This window comes from Bradyrhizobium sp., from assembly GCF_036009065.1.
Classification (GTDB): domain Bacteria; phylum Pseudomonadota; class Alphaproteobacteria; order Rhizobiales; family Xanthobacteraceae; genus Bradyrhizobium.
The window spans coordinates 1-17,709 of sequence record NZ_DASYMN010000272.1 but is presented as its reverse complement, the minus strand read 5'-3'; the positions used below and the strand labels follow the sequence as shown (position 1 = coordinate 17,709).

The window sequence follows — 17,709 nt, the reverse complement described above, 5'->3', positions numbered from 1 at the left end:
TAGTCTAGCATGCCGCGCTTGCGGCAATGCCTATTCCATCTCGCGCTGGATCACGCGGCCGAGCGCGAACAGCCGCTGGTCGATCGCGGTCGGCACCTCGCACACGAATTTGATCACGCGCCGGCGGTCTTCGAAGATGCGCGTCTGCCACACCAGCTGGTTGCCGAGTTCATCGAGCTTCGCCTGATCGGGCGGTGACGCGCCCTGCAAGGCCTGCAGCGCCAGCGCGTCGTCGCGGATCTTTTCCGCCGCCTCGCGCTGCTTGCGGGTGATGCGCTCGAGCCCGTTCATCACCGATGAGCGCTGCGCGTTGAGCGTGTCGAACAGGCCGGCGAACAGCAGCTTGCCGGTCTCGCTTTTCGCGGTTGCGGCGGAAAGAAATTCCGCGATCGTCTTCTCCGCTTCATCGAGCGGCGTGCGGCGCGCGGCGAGGCGCGGGATGATCCCGCTTACCTTGGCGTCGTTCTTCCAGTTCCGCGCAGCGTCATCGAGATCCGGTCCGTCCCAGACCGCGGCGAGCGAAATGTCGGGCACCTTGGCCTGGACGCAGGGCCAGTCGGGATAGCGCGGATCGGCGGCAAGGCCGCGATCGGCGGATCCCGCAACCACGAGCAGCACGCCGAGCGCCACCGGCCATCTCATGTCTCGCCTCCTGCGGGACCACGCCTGCCGATGCCGCGCGAGGGGTCATAGGCGAAGATCGCGCCGATCATGAAGGCCGCCGTGCAACCAGCGACCACGGCCAGCGAAATCCCGTTCAACTGGCCATAAAGCGCGAAGCGTATCAATTCGACCGCGTGCGTAAACGGGTTGAATTGGCACACATAGTACAGCACCGCGCTTCCTTCCCTGACCCGCCACAGAGGATAGAGGGCCGAGGAAGCAAAAAACATCGGGAAGATCACAAAATTCATCACGCCCGCAAAATTCTCCAGTTGCTTGATGCCGGACGAGATCAGCATGCCCAGTGCGCCCAGCATCAACCCGGACAACACCAGCGCGGGCAGCACGGTGAGATAGCCGATCGGCGGCGCCTCGATATCCCAGAACCACGCGATGCCCAGGAAGACATAGACCTGAAGCAGCGAGACCGCGGTTCCCGCCAGCAGCTTGCAGAACAACAGATACCAGCGCGGCAACGGGCTCACCAGCAGGGTGCGCATGTTGCCCATCTCGCGGTCGTAGACCATCGAGAGCGACGACTGCATGCCGTTGAACAGCTGGATCATCGCCATCAGTCCCGGCGTGATATAGACCTCGTAGAGAATGTAGGTTTCATATGGCGGGATGATGGAAATGCCGAGCACCTGGCGGAAGCCGGCGGCGAAGATGAACAGCCATACCAGCGGGCGCACCAGCGCCGAGATGAAACGTTCGCGTTGATGCAGGAAACGTAAGCCCTCGCGCCATACGATGCCGTTCAGGCATGTGGCGTATTGCGCCAGCGAGAATCCCGCCGGCTGGTCCTTCGCGGCCGGGCTCATGCGGCGCTCCCGGTTTCCGCGCCGGTTCCGGTCAGTTGCGTGAATGCCGAATGCAGATCGTGCCCGTCCGTTTCGGCAACGATGCGCCCGACCTCTCCCTGTGCGCGAACCCGGCCGAGGTGAAGGACCACGAGATTGTCGCCGGACGCGATCTCGTCGAACAGATGGGTCGCCCACAACACCGCGATGCCCTGTTCGGCGACCAGGCGCCGCACGTGGCCGAGGATATCGGCGCGCGCCTTGACGTCGAGGCCGACGGTCGCCTCGTCGAGCAGCAGCAGGCGCGGCCGGTGCAGCAGCGCCCGCGCGATTTCGAGCCGCCGCATCTGGCCGCCCGAGAGGTCGCGCACCTTGCTGCCGGCGCGGTCGGCAAGGCCGATCCGCGCGAGCTCGTCGCCTGCGCGCTGCCGTGCCGCGCGGCGGTCGATGCCGTGAAGGGCCGCGTGATATTGCAGGTTTTGCGTGACCGAGAGATCGAGGTCCAGCGTGCGCGGCTGGAACACCACGCCCATGCGCCGCAGCGCCTCGCCGGGATCGCGTCCGATATCGTGGCCGAAGATGCCGATCCGCCCGGCCCGCACGCCGAACAATCGCGTGACGAGGGAGAACAGCGTGCTCTTGCCGGCGCCGTTGAGGCCGAGCAACGCCGTAAAGCTCGCCGGCGCCACGGTGAAACTGACATCGTCCAGCGCTTTGCGAGCGCCATAACAATGGCTGACGCCCTCGATCGCCAGTGCGGCGCCGCAAGGGCCGGATGCCGTGTCGCCAGCGATGGACGCGTCGGGCCCTGTCATTGCTTTGCGATCGTGATGCCCCAGGGCAGTTCGCCGACCTGGATGGTCTTGATCACCTTGAGCGCCGCGACGTCGATGACAGACACGTCATTCGACACGCCGTTGGTGACCAGAAGGTATTTCTCGTCCGGTGTAAATGCCGTGTGCCAGACCCGCTGCCCGACCAGCAGATACTTGATGACCTTGTGACTCGCGGCATCGACCACCGCGATGCGGTTGGCGGGCCCGAGTGCGATGAACGCGGTCTTGGCGTCGGCGCTGATGCTGATCCCGACCGGCTGGATCGCTTCCTTGCGCATCCCCGGAATGGCGAATTCGATTTTCGTGATGACCGTATGTTTCGCAGGATCGATCACGGAAACCGTGCCGCCGATTTCCGAGGAAACCCACAGTTCGGAGCTGTCGCGCTTGAATTCGGCAAAGCGCGGACGCGCATCGACCAGCACATTGGCCACCACCTGCCGTGTCGCGGTGTCGATGAAATGCGCCATGTTGGTAGTCTCGGAGGTGTTGATCAGGAATTTCCCGTCCGGGCTGATCGCCATTCCTTCGGGCTCTACGCCGACCTGGACGTCGCCGAGCCGCACGCGCCGCTCGATATCGATGATGGTCACGGTGTTGTCGTTCTCATTGGCGACGTAGAGAATCTTGCCTGCCGCGTCCTGCACGAACAGTTCGGGATCGGGGCCGGAGGGCAGGGAGTCCGTCACCTTCCGGGTGGCGGTATCGATCATCTGGATGGTGTCGTCGTCGCCGACCGCGACCAGCACGAACTTGCCGTCCTTGGTGAACTCGATGCCGCGCGGCCGCTGGCCGACCTTGATGGTTGCGACAACCGCCCATTTGTCGGTATCGATCACCGAAACGGTGTTGCTCTTTTCATTCGACACATAGGCGATGAAGGCCTGGGCAGGCAGGGAGCCTGTGAGCCAGACGATCGCTCCGAACAACAAACAATGACGTCGCATCCAGGCGCGCTCCATCTTCAGTGCAGCTTGCATCTTGTCTCGGGCCGATCGACGCCGAGCGTATCGAGTTCCGAGACCTGATGCAGGAATCCTTCCTGCGGCGATACCGAAACCACCATGCGGCCATCCACCAGCAGGATCGGCTGGCGCAGTTGAAGATTCCAGTCCCGCAGCGTCAGCCGCTGGCCCTTGAATGCCGCAATGGAAAAATCGGGACCTTTGAGGAAATCGAACAGTCTTTTGGGATCGCCTGAATTCACCCGCGATGCCGCCTCACCGATCATGCGCGCCGCGATCCAGACCTGCATGTCCAGCGCCGTCATGCGCCGCGAATTGAGTTTTACAAACCGGTTCTGCAGCTGCACCGCACCCCACTGATCCTGCGCGGCGTCCCAGCTTTTCGCCACGAGCCCGGCCGATCCGGCAACCGGGCGCGGGTCCCAGGTGCGGTAAGGCATATAGGGCGCGAACACCTCGCTCTCGTCGGCCGCGACCAGGATATCGTAGGCCGGCGCCGATTGCGTGAATACCGGCATCTGACGCTGGACCAGCGTCACGCCGCTGTCGGTGCGACGCGCGCCGCCGGTATCCTCGAACACACGTTCCTGAACGATCTTCGCGCCGAAGCGCGCGGCGGCGCGCCGCAGCGCTTGGGCGTAAAGCTTATCGTCGTCATGGGAACCCGCCACCAGCAACCAGCGCTTCCACTGTTTCCAGACCAGATACTGGGCGAGGCCGTCCGCGAGCATCGAACGTGTCGGCGCGGTGTGGATCAGGTTGGCCCTGCAATCTTCCTCGCGCAGCCGGTCGTCGATCGCCCCCGCGTTGAACAGCACGGTCCCGCGATCGCGGACCGCGTCCGCTGCCTTGAGCAGCGCTTCGGCCGGCAAGTCGGCGATGATGAAGCCGATGCTGCGATCGGTGAGCGCAGTCGCCGCCTTGGCCGCGTCATCGCCATCCTTCAGGCGCATTTCCTCCAGCGTAAAATGCTGGTTCAGGAACCTGCCGGTGGTGTTGTTGTCTTCGATCGCAAGGCGTGCCCCCGCCACGCCATCGTTCTCGGCAGGCTGCTCGACCAGCGATAGCGTCGGCTTGATGCCGGCGCGGCGGAGATAGCCGATGCCGACCTCGACCGGATCGCCCGCCAGCGCGGCGCTGCCCAGCGCGCCCAAGCCGATTATGCCGACAAGCAGCCGGATCATCACGCCTCCTGACATCCTCTTCGACTGAATCGACGATAGAGGGACTTCCGGCTTGAAACACGGCCGAACGGCCTTACGTTAACACCGAAATTCCGTATTGCACTGCCGTGGATGCAAGCGATCACAATGATGCGAATTGCCGCCGTTGTCGCGATGACGCTGTTGTTTCCGGTTTCCGCGCATGCGGAGCCGCCCAAAGCCGCGGTTTTCGATTTCGAACTGCTCGACACCAGTCTGCAAGGCGAAATGGACGGCCCGCGCGGCGATGAACAGCAGCGGCTGATCCGCGCCAGCGAGCAGATCCGCAAGGGGCTGGCGGAATCCGGAAAATTCGCCGTTCTCGACATTGCGCCGGTCAATGATGCGGCGCATGCCGCGAACCTTCAGGCCTGCGGCGGCTGCGACGTGGACCTCGCGAAAAAACTCGGCGCCGATCTTGCGATTACCGGCGTGGTGCAGAAGGTTTCCAACCTCATCCTGAACCTGAACATCTATCTGCGCGACGCCCGCACCGGACGTCTCGTCACGTCGATGAGCGCGGACTTTCGCGGCAACACCGATGAATCCTGGCAACGCACCGCGAGCTACCTGCTGCGCAACCGGCTGCTCGCGCCGAATTACGGCGCCCCGCGATAGCGGCTACGCCGTGGCTTCAGGTCGAATGCAATGACGTTCAGGTCACCTCTCCCCGCAGGGGAGAGGTCGGATCGCATCTTAAGATGCGATCCGGGTGAGGGGCTTTTCCGCGAGTACAAGCGTGTGGAGAGGCCCCCCTCACCCGAAGCCTACGCTGCGCCGGCTTCGACCTCTCCCCTGCGTGGAGAGGTGAGAAGCGCTACCTGGATTCGTCACACTTTGGGCTGTAGCCGCGCGGCGTGCCAGCGCAGATGGTCGGCCATGAAGGTGGAAACAAAGTAATAGCTGTGGTCGTAGCCGCTCTGCTGGCGCAGATTGAGCGGGATGGCTGCCTTCGCACAGGCGCGCTCCAGCAATTCGGGGCGAAGCTGTTCTTTCAGGAACGGATCGGCATCGCCGACATCGACGAGGAAATCGGAGAATCGCGCGCCGCCCTCGATCAGCGCCACCGCATCATGCTTGCGCCACGCAGCCTGATCGTCGCCGAGATAGCCACCCAGCGCCTTGATGCCCCACGGCACCTGCGAGGGTGCGGCGATCGGCGAAAACGCGCTGGCGGCGCGATAGCGACCTGGATGCGACAGCGCAGCCGTCAGCGCGCCGTGGCCGCCCATCGAATGCCCTGTTATCGATTGCCGCGCGGGATCGACCGGAAAGTGCTGCGCGACGAGGTCGGGCAGCTCCTTCGTCACATAGCTCCACATCCGGTAATTGCGCGCGAAGGGCGCTTGCGTGGCGTCGACATAAAAACCGGCGCCGAGCCCGAAGTCATAGGCACCGGCGGGATCGCCGGGCACGCCGTCGCCGCGCGGGCTGGTGTCGGGAGCTGCGAAGATCAGCCCCAGTTCGGCGCAGGCTTGGCGGAATTCGCCCTTTTCCGTGACATTGGCGTGGGTGCAGGTGAGGCCCGACAGATACCAGACCACCGGCAGCTTCGCGCCGTCCCGATGCGGCGGGACATAGACTGAAAAGGTCATGCCGGTGCCGGTCTCGCGGCTGGCATGCTTGTACACGCCCTGCATGCCGCCATGCGATCGATTGAGGGAAACGGTTTCGATCGTCATGGTCTTGCGGCTCCAGCGTTGACGGCGCCAGGATTGCGACAGCTCAAACGTGGTCGCGGTTTCGCTGATGGTGGATCACCATCAGCGAAGCTCGCGCAGACATTGCCGGATCACGCGGCCTTGGACTTCGCCACATGGGTGGCGATCGCATCCATCAGCGGCGGCGACAGGCAATCGTAAGGCTCAAGCCCGAGTTCCTTCAGGCGCGCGCGAATCCCGTTCATCTCATCGGGCTTGACGCCTGACTCGATCACCGACGACACGAACGCGGCAAATCCCGGCGCAGCCCAGCCGGCGCCTTCCTGGAACAGTTCGGGATGGACGAAGTCAAGGCCGTGGAACGGATGCGCCTTGTTTTCGATGCGGCCGTACATATGGGTGCCGCAGACCTTGCAGGCATAGCGCTGGATCGTCGCCGACGAATCGACGATCTGTAGCTTGTCGCCGTTTTCCAGCACTTTCACATTGTCGCGCGGCACCACCGCGACCACCGAAAACGCCGCGCCCTCCGGCTTCCAGCATTTGGTGCAGCCGCAGGCATGGTTATGGGCGACGTCGCCGGTGATGGCGACCTTGACCGGCTTGTCCTTGCACTTGCAGACCAGGGTGCCGCCGGCAAAGCTGCCCGAGCCCTTCTTTACGCCGTTGTCGACCGATGGGTGGATATTAACAGCCATGGGGTCACTCCTCCTTGTGTTTGACGTTTTTGATTAGAACACGACGACCGAACGGATCGACTTGCCCTCGTGCATCAGATCGAAGCCCTTATTGATCTCCTCCAGCTTGAGCACGTGAGTGATCATCGGGTCGATTTGAATCTTTCCGTTCATGTACCAATCGACGATTTTCGGCACGTCGGTGCGCCCGCGCGCGCCGCCGAAGGCGGTTCCCTTCCAGACCCGCCCGGTCACCAGCTGGAACGGCCGCGTCGCGATCTCCTTGCCGGATTCGGCAACCCCGATCACCACCGAGACGCCCCAGCCGCGATGGCACGCTTCCAGCGCCTGCCGCATCACGGTGGTGTTGCCGGTGCAGTCGAAGGTGAAATCGGCGCCGCCGTCGGTGAGCGTCACAAGATGCTGGACGATGTCGCCGTCGAGCTTTTTCGGGTTGACGAAATGCGTCATGCCGAAGCGGCGGCCCCACTCGTCCTTGCCGTCGTTGACGTCGACGCCGATGATCTTGTCGGCGCCCACCATCTTTGCGCCCTGGATCACGTTGAGGCCGATGCCGCCCAGTCCGAACACGACCACGTTGGCCCCCGGCGTGACCTTCGCGGTATTGACCACTGCGCCGACCCCGGTGGTCACACCGCAGCCGATGTAGCAGCTCTTGTCGAACGGCGCGTCCTCGCGGATCTTTGCGACCGCGATTTCCGGCAGCACGGTGAAGTTCGAAAACGTCGAGCAGCCCATATAGTGGAAGACCGTGTTGCCCTTGTGGCTGAAGCGCGAGGTGCCGTCGGGCATCACCCCCTTGCCCTGGGTGGCGCGGATCGCGGTGCACAGATTGGTCTTCTGGCTGAGGCAGCTTTTGCACTGCCGGCATTCGGGCGTGTAGAGCGGGATCACGTGATCGCCGGGCTTCACCGACGTGACGCCGGGGCCCACCTCGCGGACGATGCCGGCCCCTTCATGCCCGAGAACCGATGGAAAAATTCCCTCGCTGTCGAAACCGTCGAGAGTGTAGGCATCGGTATGACAGATGCCCGTCGCCTTGATTTCGACCAGGACCTCGCCCGCCTTCGGGCCTTCCAGATCGAGTTCGACGATTTCGAGGGGTTTTTTGGCTTCGAACGCGACGGCGGCGCGTGTCTTCATGTGTTTCTCCCCAAACATCTTGCTTGAGCCGGTGTCGCCCGGGAACAAATCCCGAAAATCCCGGAACATCTTCTTAACCGGAAGCATTGCACGCTCACGCCGCACGTCAAGGCTGCTGATTTCACCCCCTTTGATTTTTTATCCGGGATGCTGCGCGGCTGCGAACAGACGTGTTGCGTTGCAGCGTGACGCTGCCCTGAATTGCAGGAAAAACAACGAAACCAAATTACCGGGCATGTTATTGGGTTGGACGGCGCCGTCCGATCCGCGCGGCAGAGCGACCGAACGATAAAGAATCGAACCGGAAGGAATGTGAAATGCGAGGCGTGATATTTGCCGCAGTGCTGACGATGATGGGGTCGAGCGGGGCGTGGGCTCAGGACGCGGCGGCGGGGGAGAAGGTCTTTGCGGTGTGCAAGGCCTGCCATCAGATCGGCGAGACCGCGAAAAATGCCGTCGGTCCGGTGCTGAACGGCATCGTCGGCCGGCCTGCGGGCACCTATCCGGGCTATTCCTATACCGACGCCAACAAGAATTCGAACCTTACCTGGGACGAGGCGACGTTCAGGGACTACATCAAGGACCCCCGGGCGAAGATACCGGGCACCAAGATGATCTATCCCGGATTGAAGGACGAGCAAAAGGCCAGCGATCTTCTGGCCTACCTCAAACAGTTCGATGCGGACGGCAAAAAGAAATAAGCTTGCCGACGGCCAGTTGCTGTGGATCAGCTCAGGCTGTTTGCGATCGCCAACCGCACCAGTTCCGCAGACGTGCGCACGCCAAGCTTCTGGCGCATGATGGATGACGTGTTGGCGATCGTCTTGTAGGAAACGTGGACCTGCCATGCGATCTCGGAAAGGCTTTTGCCCTTGCTGAGCAGACGCAATATCTCGATCTCGCGCGACGTCAGTTTCGCTAGTGGGCTCTGGGCGAACGAAGGGCCGGCGAACGCGATGTTTCGGGCGATCGCTGACGGCAGATAGGTGCCGCCTTTGGCCACCTCGCGGATGGCCTCGACAAGGTCCCATGGATCGCCGGATTTGGAAACGTAGCCCTTGGCCCCGGCTTCGATCGCGCGTGCGGCGAAAATCGGATCGTCGTTCATGCTGAACATGATGATGCGCGCGGACGCGGCATGCGTCAGGATCCGTCGCGCCAGTTCAAAACCTGATACACTTGGCAGGTTGATGTCGAGAACACAGACATCAGGCCGTTCGGCCACGAAGGCTCGCTCGCCGCTTTCCGCGTCGGACGCTTCTAGTAGGACAATCCCGGTGTCCCCGGCCAGCAATGCGCGCAAGCCGGAGGTCACGATGGGATGATCATCGACGATCAGAACGCGCATGGGGTTCTACTCGCTACCCTTTCGCTTCGTTCGAAGTCATGCGGCTCCGGCGAAAATGCGATAGGCTTCAATTAGATAACTGCACCGACTGTCTGTCAACGCCCCTCTTGGATGAACGTTGCGACACGCCGGAGTGGGGGAACGAGCTATGTGGCGGAAGTTGTCCTTGCGGGCGCGGCTCAATACGATTTTGGCGCTGGTCCTCATGCTTGGCCTGGCGATCAATATCGCGCGGCTTCTGCTGGAGGCGGGCCCCCGCGTGCAGGCGGAAGATCAAAGCGTCGTCAGATTGGCGCGAGGATTCATCGAGACGCTGGTCGTCGGTCTGAACGAGGCGCCGGACCCGGACGCAAGGCTGAACCGGATTATCGAGGATTTCAATCGGCTGCGTCACGTCAGCATCACGCGTGCGAACCAGGCTGTCGAGCCTAATGCCATATCGGCCGGCCGCTCTGCAGCCGATGACGGGACGAACGGGCCGCCCGCGTGGTTTGTTGCGCTGGTACACCCGGAGCGCACGGCGGTCAGCGTTCCCGTAACCATCGATGGAAAATCGGGCTCGCTCGTCATCACGTCGCATCCGAACGACGAAATGAATGAAATCTGGGACGGTATCGTCACGCAAATTCAGGTCGGCTCGGCCATCGCCATCGCGCTTCTTCTCATCACGATGACGGTCGTCAGCCGCGCCCTTGCGCCGATTGAGACGCTTACCGATGCGATGAAGCGCATCGAATTCGGCGGCTATGACACGCGGGTGAAGCCGGATGGCCCGCCCGAACTCGCCGCCATCGGCGCCAAGCTGAACCATCTTGCGGCCGCATTGGGTGACGCGGTGGAGGACAAGCGGCGGCTGGCCGAGCGCGTCGTGTCGCTGCAGGACGTCGAGCGCAAGGAGATCGCCCGGGAACTGCATGATGAGTTCGGGCCTTATCTTTTCGCGTTGCGCGCCCACGTCGGTTCGCTGATGCGCATCGCGGAAAAACCTGAGCCGGACGTCGCGTCGTTGCGCAGGCACGGCAACGCGATCTGGGAGCAGGTCAATGCCTTGCAGCAGTTCAATCGGCGCGTTCTCGAAAAGCTGCGCCCGGTCGGCTTGGCCGAACTCGGATTGCGCGAGGCGCTGGGTGCGCTGTTGCGGCTGTGGCGCGAGGCACACCCCGAGGTCGTTATCGAAACCAGCATTTCGCCGTCGCTCGGCGAACCGGGAGAGACTGCCGATCTGACGATTTACCGCATCGTCCAGGAAGCCCTCACCAACGTCTTCCGCCACGCAGACGCGACGCGCGTCCATCTAAGCATAGAGCCGGCAGGCCTGCCGTCAGCGACAACGCGCGGTCGTCGCGCGGTTCTGGTGCGCGTGCGCGACAACGGCAGCGGCCTGCTTCGCGATCACAAGCTTGGTCATGGCCTCGTCGGCATGCGCGAGCGCGTGATGGCCCTTGGTGGCACGGTGACCGTAACGTCCGCTGACGGCGGCGTGACGGTGGAAGCCCTCGTTCCCTGCGATGAGCGCGCCTGCTCAGACATCCCAGTAGACGAGCGCGGCCCAGCCCAGCAGGGCAACGCCTGAAATCCACAGCGCAACGATGATGATCGCCGCGGCTTTGCTGACCGGACGCTGTACCGCCGCGCTCGCCATGGCGCGATACTCGCGCATGACGTCCTCCGGAATCAGCGCGATCACCAGCCAGATACCGAGCGGCACGATGACCAGATCGTCGAGATAGCCGAGCACCGGAATGAAGTCCGGAATGAGGTCGATCGGCGAAAGCGCATAGCCCGCAACGGCGATTGCGAGGAGCTTGACCGTCCACGGCACCCGCGGATCGCGGGCAGCCAGAGCAATGGCGTGCGCGTCACGCCGAAGCGCGCGCGCCCAGGTTTTTGCGCGCGACATCGGCCCGGCGGCGGCAGGGCGTTTTGCAGTGTCCCCCGCCGCCGGGGGTTCGCCGTCTGCTACGCGTTCGGGTCGTTCATCCATGCGAGTGAGTCGGCCTTTGCGTCGCGCATCGCGTGACTGGTCCTGAATATACCGCTTCAGGCGGCGTTCTCATCAGTCATTCTGGCGTCGATCCGAGGACTGTGGGGGCGATGGTATCGAGAGCAACGACGTTTAGCCCACAGGATGGCAGGCAGGTCGAGCAGCGGCGGGAAAGCAGAAAGGCAGGGCGATGCCGCGCGAACGACCCGGTTGCAGTCGAGAGCTTGCAACAGCGGATATCCGAACTGGATTGTGGAGCGGCTACCGAGCGGACGTTGCTTGAAGAGCCAAGCGGCCGGCTTTTTACAACTTTAAAAAAATCCCGCCGACCATTTAGGAAACGATTGTGCAGAACCGCGCACTTGTTATAATTGTCCACATTCAAATTATCAACTTTGATACGACAAATGCAACCCAGCTCTTGGCGTCCAAATTTTGCCGTCGAAGCTGTGACATCGTGGGTCAGAGCCCGGCGATCTCCGAAGCAAACGTCTACTATTCTCGCTGCGATCCTGTTTCTGTTTTATTGGCTGCTTCCCGGATTCTTCTGTGCCTTTGAAGGCTGCCTTTTCAGCCCGCAACTGGTTCATTCGTCTCTATCGCGGCTATCCGACTTGGCTGGCTTCACATTCTGGCGGCCCAATTTCGCTTTCCCGTTCCCAAACGCATCATCGGGCCTGCTTTACTACAGCGACGATTTAACCCACCTGCTGTTTACCGCGTGCCTGATAGTAGAAGTATATCTCGGCAATTTGTTATTCGACAGGATTGAGTCCTTCACCGCCGACCTGCGCCGTGCTGGCTGCCGGATCAGCCGAGAAGAACAGGTCGCAATACGGGCGCTTAATCAGCGATTCCGAAGGCTCTTTCGTTCTCCGGGCTGGTCAACCTTCTCGCTTCCGCGAGTCGTCATTCGCCTCTTTGCGATCGTCGCCGGCGTTTCGGTATTCTTGTTCTTTTTTTCCAAAGTGCAGCAGCCGTGCGGTGTCTCTGCGAAGTGCTGGTGGGGGCAGAGTGGCTCGGGAGTCGCGGGAACGTACTATTCGCTGGCGATTGGAGGCCTGGTGTATCTGGCCACGGAAGCTTTGGCTGCGATATTGGTTGGAATGTCCATGATTAATTTTATTCTTCGGGACGGTTACGCAAAGCCGAACTTGTTTGCGCAAGATCTGGCTAACGGCATGTCTCCGGTCGGAGATCTGGTTCTCACGAGTTTTTTCATCTCCCTTGTCGGAGCCGTCGCAATTTTTATTGTCCTTCGGCTAGGCTATTTTGGGGTCGAGGACCTGATTGTAATTTGGGGTCTCATTATCGCTGCTACATTGTATATACCCCTGGCAACTCTCATCCCGATGTATTCGGCCGTGCGTTTGATCTCCGAATGCAAGCGCGCCCTGCTTCAGAGCATCAACACCATGTTTCATTCCGGAGTATCGGATGTCACGCATTCTTATGATATGGCACAGATAAGAGAAATCCAACCAGCTCTGGGGTTTTACAAGCACGTATCTGAACTGAATGTATTTCCATTTGAGAAATATAAAGCCTTGGTCTCAGTTATCACGCTGACGTTTGTCGTGGCTCAGACGATCTACAATTTTATCAAGCTCTTTCAGTGATACAGTCGTGTATCCGTCTAGCGAGCATCAAGGAAGTAAGGCCGATTATGCGGCTAAAATGGAATAAAACCAGATAACCCAGCACGACAATTGCCAGTTCGAACCAAAGCGTTGCCGGGCTTCCAACAAACCACCAGCGCCAAACGGGAAAAGCATAATTTCCGAGTTCGTAAATGCACCCTACCAGAACGGCCGTGCCCCAATTATGCGCCATGTGTCGCAAGGAGCCGGAAGCAACCTCCAGGATTGGTCCGATGGTTCCGAATGCGTAAATTTCGAAAACTTCACCTGCGGTGATAACGATGCATCCGACTGCGGCAGCCAGTGTCAATGGACTCGGCAGCAACACAAAAACTCCCAAGAACACGACGCACGTCAATGCCAGAATCGTAAGGCCTCGCCGTAACGGGAGATGTTTAGCGCTAATCGGCTTAGGCGAAAATCGAAGCGCGGTAGCGACAGCAAGGCCATACGACAATGCTCCATTTACGACGATAAACGTCGGGGAATGGATGTAGTATTGAAATACCTGCAATCCGCGTCCGATCAATTCATCAAAGATCACGCCAAAAACAACACCGCTTATTACTCCGGCTGAAACAGCTTGCCAAAAGCGATGTGGATCTCTGTCTTGGCGATTCAACAAATGTTCTTTCAGCTCTACAACGATGAGGGCAACAATTTGCACCCCAACGAGAAACATAAATGAAATCCAATGATGCATATTGCGCGCTGCCGCTGATGGTTGATGGCTGCCTCTGGAGCTACCGAAATGATGTGCGAACATCGCCCAAAAGCTCGACAATCCTAGAGCGAAATCGCCGATTGTTTCCAGCCCGCATTTTCAAATTAACGCAACCTCCGGGGGAATTTCTCGAAAGTTTTTGACCTGAATGCGCTTATTGCCAGAAATTGTGCGCCAATTCATTGACGGAACGGCCAGCCACCCTTCCGCATACTCGCGCCAGCCGAAATAATAGGTAGTTGCCTTTGTTGCGCACATCGCGTGGAATGCTTCTCGAAGATACCGTTTCGGGCGAGATACGCATGCGTCCCAGACATTCAAAGCAAGACAGGCGTTCGGTCAAGATGGCATAGGCGATGACCGCAGTCCGGCGCCAAGGCGGCTGATGCTGGGCAGCCAACCTGATGTGGCTGCAGGCGTTACAGCGAAAACAAGAATATCGGAGGAACCCATGACGAAACTACTGAGCGAAAGCGAGGTCGAGACCTATCGCCAACGCGGCTACCACTTTCCGATCGAAGCTCTCAGCGAGAGTGAGGTGGCCGGCTTTCGCAAACAGCTCGAAGATTACGAGGCCGCGAGCGGTGGCCCGATCAAGGGCGAGATGCGCCATCGCAGCCACGTGCTCTTCACCTGGATCAACGAGATGATCCGCCACCCGAAGATCCTGGATGCGATGGAGGATCTGCTCGGGCCGGATATCCTGTGCTGGAATACCAGCTTCTTCATCAAGGAGGCCCATGATCCGGGCTTCGTGTCCTGGCATCAGGACGCCACCTATTGGGGCCTCGATTCGTCGGATGTTGCGACCGCCTGGATCGCGATGTCGCCGGCGAACAAGGTGTCCGGCTGCATGAAATTTATTCCCGGAACCCACAAGCAGCAGGTCCAGCACGAAGACACGTTTGATGAGAACAACCTGCTGACCCGAGGCCAGGAGATCGCGGTGAATGTCGATGAGTCGCAGGCCGTCTTTGTCGAGCTGAAGCCGGGCCAGGCTTCGCTGCATCACGTGCTGCTGTTCCATGGCTCGGAGCCGAACCGTTCCGACGAGCGGCGCATTGGTCTTGCGATCCGCTACATTCCGACCCGCCTGAAGCAGGCCGTGGGCACGCGGGACTGGGCGACGCTGGTGCGCGGCAAGGACAGCTACGGCCACTTCCTGCCCGAATACGTGCCGAAGCGCGACCTCGAGCCCGAAGCGCTGGCCCATCACAGGATGGTATCGGAAGAGCAGGTGAAAGTGCTTTATCGCGGCACCGGCAAGCAGGCCTACCGCGCGTAGCGCAGATCACCTCTCCCCCCAGGGGAGAGGTCGACGCGCATCGTCAGATGCGCGGCGGGTGAGGGGCCTATCCGCGAGTACGAGTGTGTGAGAGACCCCTCACCCGAAGCCTGCGCTGCGCTTCGGCTTCGACCTCTCCCCTGCGGGGAGAGGTAAAGCAGCCGCGCTTCAACCTAAATTCATCACGCTCTACCGCGGCGCGTTCTCGCGGCGCACGCCGCCGGCGGATTCGTCGCGCTTGACTTCCGGAAACAGCCACATCGCGAAAATCATGAAGAAGCCGAGGAATGCGACGACGTACTGGATGCGATCGTGGCCCAATGTATGTTGATAATAGGCCGCGATCGCCGCCACCAGGACGACAAGCAGCGAAAGTCCGAGCTTTATTCTTACAGGCACCGCTGAATTCTCCCGATCATCACGACAAGTTTGCCCAGGGCGGGCCCGCGACCTTGGCAAGCGCCGCAAGCGCCAGGATCTGAACGCCAATCAGTACGACAAGTCCGGTTCGCCCATCGCGGAGCGACGCCGGCCAGGCTTCAAAGAGTCCGGGCGCAAACAGCACCACCAGGCCGGTGACGACAATCAAGCTGCTCCACTTGAGTTCAGCGTAACCGTAAAGCCCGGTGCCGACCAGAAGCGCCGACAGCAACAGGCCGTTGCCGATCACCAGCAGTGTCGCCGCGCCGGATTTCGCCGCCTCCGGGCGCGATCCAAAAGGAAACATTCCGATGACGATAAGAAAAGCGATCATGCAAACCGTCGCGAACGCCGCGAACCAGATCAGCGAAATCCAGTTCGGTTCGATCGCCGCCATGGCACTGCTCCGCGCGCGGCGCGTCTATTCGGCGGGCGTGGCAAAACCCCCGGGATGCCGCGCCATCCCGGGTTTCGGCGTCCGCGAGGTCTTGCGCATATCGGTCTTGACGAAGCGGGTGTCGTAACCGTTCAGCAGATGGCCGATCAGCCCGCGATCAAGATCCGAAGTGCCGAACAGCCAGTCCATCACCGGGAAGGTCAGGTTCATGTTGCGCTCCATCATGATCGACTGATTATGGTGCGCGGTGTGATGACGCCGGATGGTGTTGACGAAGGGTGCGTTGCGCACGAACCAATTGTCGTCGACGTGGCAGCAGAAGTGCATGAACTCGTAGATCAGATACATCGACGTCGTCGTGGAGATCAGCAGCCAGCCGACATTGGGCGAGACCAGCCAGCCGAACACCAGCGCCGGGGGAATCGACATCATGGTGAAGGTCACCAGCGCGTAGGGCGGAAAGAAGGTCACGCGCCAGTCGTTGTGGTCGGCGAAGCGCATCTCCCGCTCGGTGAAGAACTGGTGGTGCATCAGCGTGTGCCGGTTGTAGATCGCGCGGAACGCCTTCAGCTGCGACGGACGGTGCATGACGAAGCGGTGGATCCACCACTCGAAGAAATTCGCGAACAGGAAGGTCACCGGCACGATCAGGAGCTCCCACCAGCGCAGGTTGCTTATATTGGCGAAATAGACCGACAGCGCGGTGAATCCGATCACATATATAACGAAGGCATGAAGCCAGCCGTTGTACCAGCCCGCGATGCGGTGGCGGTAGGTCGCGCGGTAATTTCGCTGCCGCTCCGTCATCGAACTTGATGATAATTCCATCGCGCCGTCTCCGAATTTCAATGCCTGGTTGCCGGAGCTGATATATCACCAATCTATTAGGCCTACAACGGCCTTTTGACCGGCGCCGGCGGGGCGGCCCGAAAAAAACCGCTTGCTGCGAAGTTGCTGATATATTTATGGTATGGCAACCGCGCACGGCAGATGCGCATCCGTTCCGGGGAGGTATTTTCATGAAGCTGACGCGTCGCGACTTTTCCAAATTCGCAGGTGCCGGCGTGCTGGCCACTGCAGCGCCTTCGGTATTCTCGCCGGCCATCGCGCAGGACAAGCCGCTGAAAATAGGAATCATCGCGCCGCGGTCCGGCGTTGTCGGAACCGCCGGCGAGTGCGGTATCCGCGCGGTGCAATGGGCGACCGAGCGGCTCAACAAGGATGGCGGCATTGGCGGCCGCAAGATCGAGCTTGCGATCGAGGAAGAGACCAACCCGAAGGATACGATCGAGCGCTTTCGCCGGCTGATCCTGCAGGAAAAGGTCGAGGCCGTTCACGGCTTGCTGTCGACCGGCGTCAGCCTTGGCGTGGCGCCGGTGGCTGAAGAGGAGCAGGCGCTGCTGGTGATGTGGGACGGCACCACGCAGGACGGCGTCAAGGAGATGATGCCGAATCCGAAATACGTTTTCCGCTCCACCGACAACGAATGCGAAGCGGTAATGGGCTCGCTGCTGGCGATCAAGCATTTCAAGGGCAAGTTCAAGCGGGTAGCCGGGATCAATCCCGACTATTCCTACGGCCGCAACAACTGGGAAGCCTTCAAACAGATACTTGCCCGCTACGGCGTCGAGCCGGAGGTCGCCGCCGAGCAATGGCCCAAGGTCGGGACCATGGACCTGACCTCGCATATCGCAGCGCTCAAGGCGTCGAAGCCCGACCTGATCTTCTCGTCGATGCTGTTCGCCGATCTGCCTGTGTTCATGAAGCAGGGCCATGCAGCGGGTCTGTTCGACGGCGTCAAGCTGGTGCTGCCGGCGGCGGGATGGCAGATCAACCTGCTCAAGAAGGAGTTCATGCCGGAAGGCATCATCTTCGGGCACAACACCTTGTATTTCGATCATCCGCAGGCCTCGCCGCTGCAGAAGGCGTTCGTGCAGGATTAC

20 protein-coding genes are annotated in these 17,709 nt (G+C 60.8%); 6 read left to right on the top strand and 14 right to left on the bottom strand.

Annotated elements, in window-relative coordinates; translation table 11 throughout:
• Positions 1-30 precede the first annotated feature (30 nt).
• Genes VGP39_RS16475 through VGP39_RS16455 form a run of 5 tightly spaced genes read right to left on the bottom strand, consistent with a single transcriptional unit; the run spans position 31 to position 4,448 of the window.
• The gene (locus VGP39_RS16475; protein WP_327569168.1) at positions 31-642 is read right to left on the bottom strand and encodes a hypothetical protein; all 612 of its coding nucleotides are present in this window, start codon (positions 640-642) and stop codon (positions 31-33) included.
• Entirely contained in the window at positions 639-1,484 is an 846-nt protein-coding gene (locus tag VGP39_RS16470; RefSeq protein ID WP_327569167.1) for an ABC transporter permease, read from the bottom strand. Before VGP39_RS16470 ends, VGP39_RS16475 begins: the two co-directional genes overlap by 4 nt.
• Complete coding sequence (locus VGP39_RS16465; protein ID WP_327569166.1) at positions 1,481-2,278, bottom strand: ABC transporter ATP-binding protein; 798 nt, start codon at positions 2,276-2,278, stop codon at positions 1,481-1,483. The genes VGP39_RS16470 and VGP39_RS16465 overlap by 4 nt, the downstream gene beginning before the upstream one ends.
• Positions 2,275-3,246 carry a YVTN family beta-propeller repeat protein gene (locus VGP39_RS16460; protein WP_327569184.1) on the bottom strand — a complete coding sequence of 324 codons (972 nt, stop codon included), beginning with the start codon at positions 3,244-3,246 and terminating at the stop codon, positions 2,275-2,277. Before VGP39_RS16460 ends, VGP39_RS16465 begins: the two co-directional genes overlap by 4 nt.
• A gap of 17 nt (positions 3,247-3,263) precedes the next feature.
• Complete coding sequence (locus VGP39_RS16455; RefSeq protein WP_327569165.1) at positions 3,264-4,448, bottom strand: ABC transporter substrate-binding protein; 1,185 nt, start codon at positions 4,446-4,448, stop codon at positions 3,264-3,266.
• A 129-nt stretch (positions 4,449-4,577) separates the two neighbouring features.
• Between VGP39_RS16455 and VGP39_RS16450 the strand changes: the two genes are divergently transcribed.
• A complete protein-coding gene (locus VGP39_RS16450; RefSeq protein WP_327569183.1) occupies positions 4,578-5,084 on the top strand; it encodes a DUF3280 domain-containing protein in 507 nt (168 codons plus the stop codon).
• 212 nt (positions 5,085-5,296) lie between these two features.
• Here the strand turns inward: VGP39_RS16450 and fghA are convergent, their stop codons facing one another.
• The 3 genes from fghA to VGP39_RS16435 form a co-directional block, all read right to left on the bottom strand.
• Positions 5,297-6,148, bottom strand: coding sequence for an S-formylglutathione hydrolase (gene fghA, locus VGP39_RS16445; protein WP_327569164.1), 852 nt, complete (start codon positions 6,146-6,148; stop codon positions 5,297-5,299).
• A 110-nt stretch (positions 6,149-6,258) separates the two neighbouring features.
• On the bottom strand, positions 6,259-6,825 hold the full coding sequence (gene gfa / locus VGP39_RS16440) for an S-(hydroxymethyl)glutathione synthase (protein WP_327569163.1): 567 nt from the start codon (positions 6,823-6,825) through the stop codon (positions 6,259-6,261).
• 33 nt (positions 6,826-6,858) lie between these two features.
• Positions 6,859-7,968, bottom strand: coding sequence for an S-(hydroxymethyl)glutathione dehydrogenase/class III alcohol dehydrogenase (locus VGP39_RS16435; protein ID WP_327569162.1), 1,110 nt, complete (start codon positions 7,966-7,968; stop codon positions 6,859-6,861).
• A gap of 317 nt (positions 7,969-8,285) precedes the next feature.
• Between VGP39_RS16435 and VGP39_RS16430 the strand changes: the two genes are divergently transcribed.
• Positions 8,286-8,669, top strand: coding sequence for a cytochrome c family protein (locus VGP39_RS16430; protein WP_327569161.1), 384 nt, complete (start codon positions 8,286-8,288; stop codon positions 8,667-8,669).
• A 26-nt stretch (positions 8,670-8,695) separates the two neighbouring features.
• On the opposite strand, the gene VGP39_RS16425 is transcribed toward VGP39_RS16430, so the two are convergent.
• Complete coding sequence (locus VGP39_RS16425) at positions 8,696-9,316, bottom strand: response regulator transcription factor (RefSeq protein ID WP_327569160.1); 621 nt, start codon at positions 9,314-9,316, stop codon at positions 8,696-8,698.
• Positions 9,317-9,464: 148 nt separating this feature from the next.
• On the opposite strand from VGP39_RS16425, the gene VGP39_RS16420 reads away from it, so the two are divergent.
• Positions 9,465-10,889 (top strand): histidine kinase, encoded by a 1,425-nt coding sequence (locus tag VGP39_RS16420; RefSeq protein WP_327569159.1) that lies wholly within the window; start codon positions 9,465-9,467, stop codon positions 10,887-10,889.
• Here the strand turns inward: VGP39_RS16420 and VGP39_RS16415 are convergent.
• Entirely contained in the window at positions 10,839-11,216 is a 378-nt protein-coding gene (locus VGP39_RS16415; protein WP_327569182.1) for a YkvA family protein, read from the bottom strand. The two genes, VGP39_RS16420 and VGP39_RS16415, sit on opposite strands and share 51 nt — an antisense overlap.
• Before the next feature lie 698 nt (positions 11,217-11,914).
• Here VGP39_RS16415 and VGP39_RS16410 point away from each other — a divergent pair.
• Positions 11,915-12,919: a hypothetical protein gene (locus tag VGP39_RS16410; RefSeq protein WP_327569158.1), complete on the top strand. Its 1,005-nt coding sequence runs from the start codon at positions 11,915-11,917 to the stop codon at positions 12,917-12,919.
• On the opposite strand, the gene VGP39_RS16405 is transcribed toward VGP39_RS16410, so the two are convergent.
• Positions 12,903-13,706 (bottom strand): hypothetical protein, encoded by an 804-nt coding sequence (locus VGP39_RS16405; protein WP_327569157.1) that lies wholly within the window; start codon positions 13,704-13,706, stop codon positions 12,903-12,905. The two genes, VGP39_RS16410 and VGP39_RS16405, sit on opposite strands and share 17 nt — an antisense overlap.
• Positions 13,707-14,115: 409 nt before the next feature.
• Between VGP39_RS16405 and VGP39_RS16400 the strand changes: the two genes are divergently transcribed.
• Positions 14,116-14,949 carry a phytanoyl-CoA dioxygenase family protein gene (locus VGP39_RS16400; protein ID WP_327569156.1) on the top strand — a complete coding sequence of 278 codons (834 nt, stop codon included), beginning with the start codon at positions 14,116-14,118 and terminating at the stop codon, positions 14,947-14,949.
• A 189-nt stretch (positions 14,950-15,138) separates the two neighbouring features.
• On the opposite strand, the gene VGP39_RS16395 is transcribed toward VGP39_RS16400, so the two are convergent.
• From VGP39_RS16395 to VGP39_RS16385, 3 genes are read right to left on the bottom strand one after another with little or no spacing between them, the layout of a single operon-like run.
• The gene (locus VGP39_RS16395) at positions 15,139-15,348 is read right to left on the bottom strand and encodes a hypothetical protein (protein ID WP_327569155.1); all 210 of its coding nucleotides are present in this window, start codon (positions 15,346-15,348) and stop codon (positions 15,139-15,141) included.
• 19 nt (positions 15,349-15,367) lie between these two features.
• A complete protein-coding gene (locus VGP39_RS16390) occupies positions 15,368-15,766 on the bottom strand; it encodes a hypothetical protein (protein WP_327569154.1) in 399 nt (132 codons plus the stop codon).
• A gap of 24 nt (positions 15,767-15,790) precedes the next feature.
• A complete protein-coding gene (locus tag VGP39_RS16385) occupies positions 15,791-16,594 on the bottom strand; it encodes a sterol desaturase family protein (protein ID WP_327569153.1) in 804 nt (267 codons plus the stop codon).
• 191 nt (positions 16,595-16,785) lie between these two features.
• Between VGP39_RS16385 and VGP39_RS16380 the strand changes: the two genes are divergently transcribed.
• Positions 16,786-17,709, top strand: a 924-nt coding sequence (locus VGP39_RS16380; protein WP_327569152.1) for an ABC transporter substrate-binding protein, incomplete at its 3' end; no start/stop codon positions are given.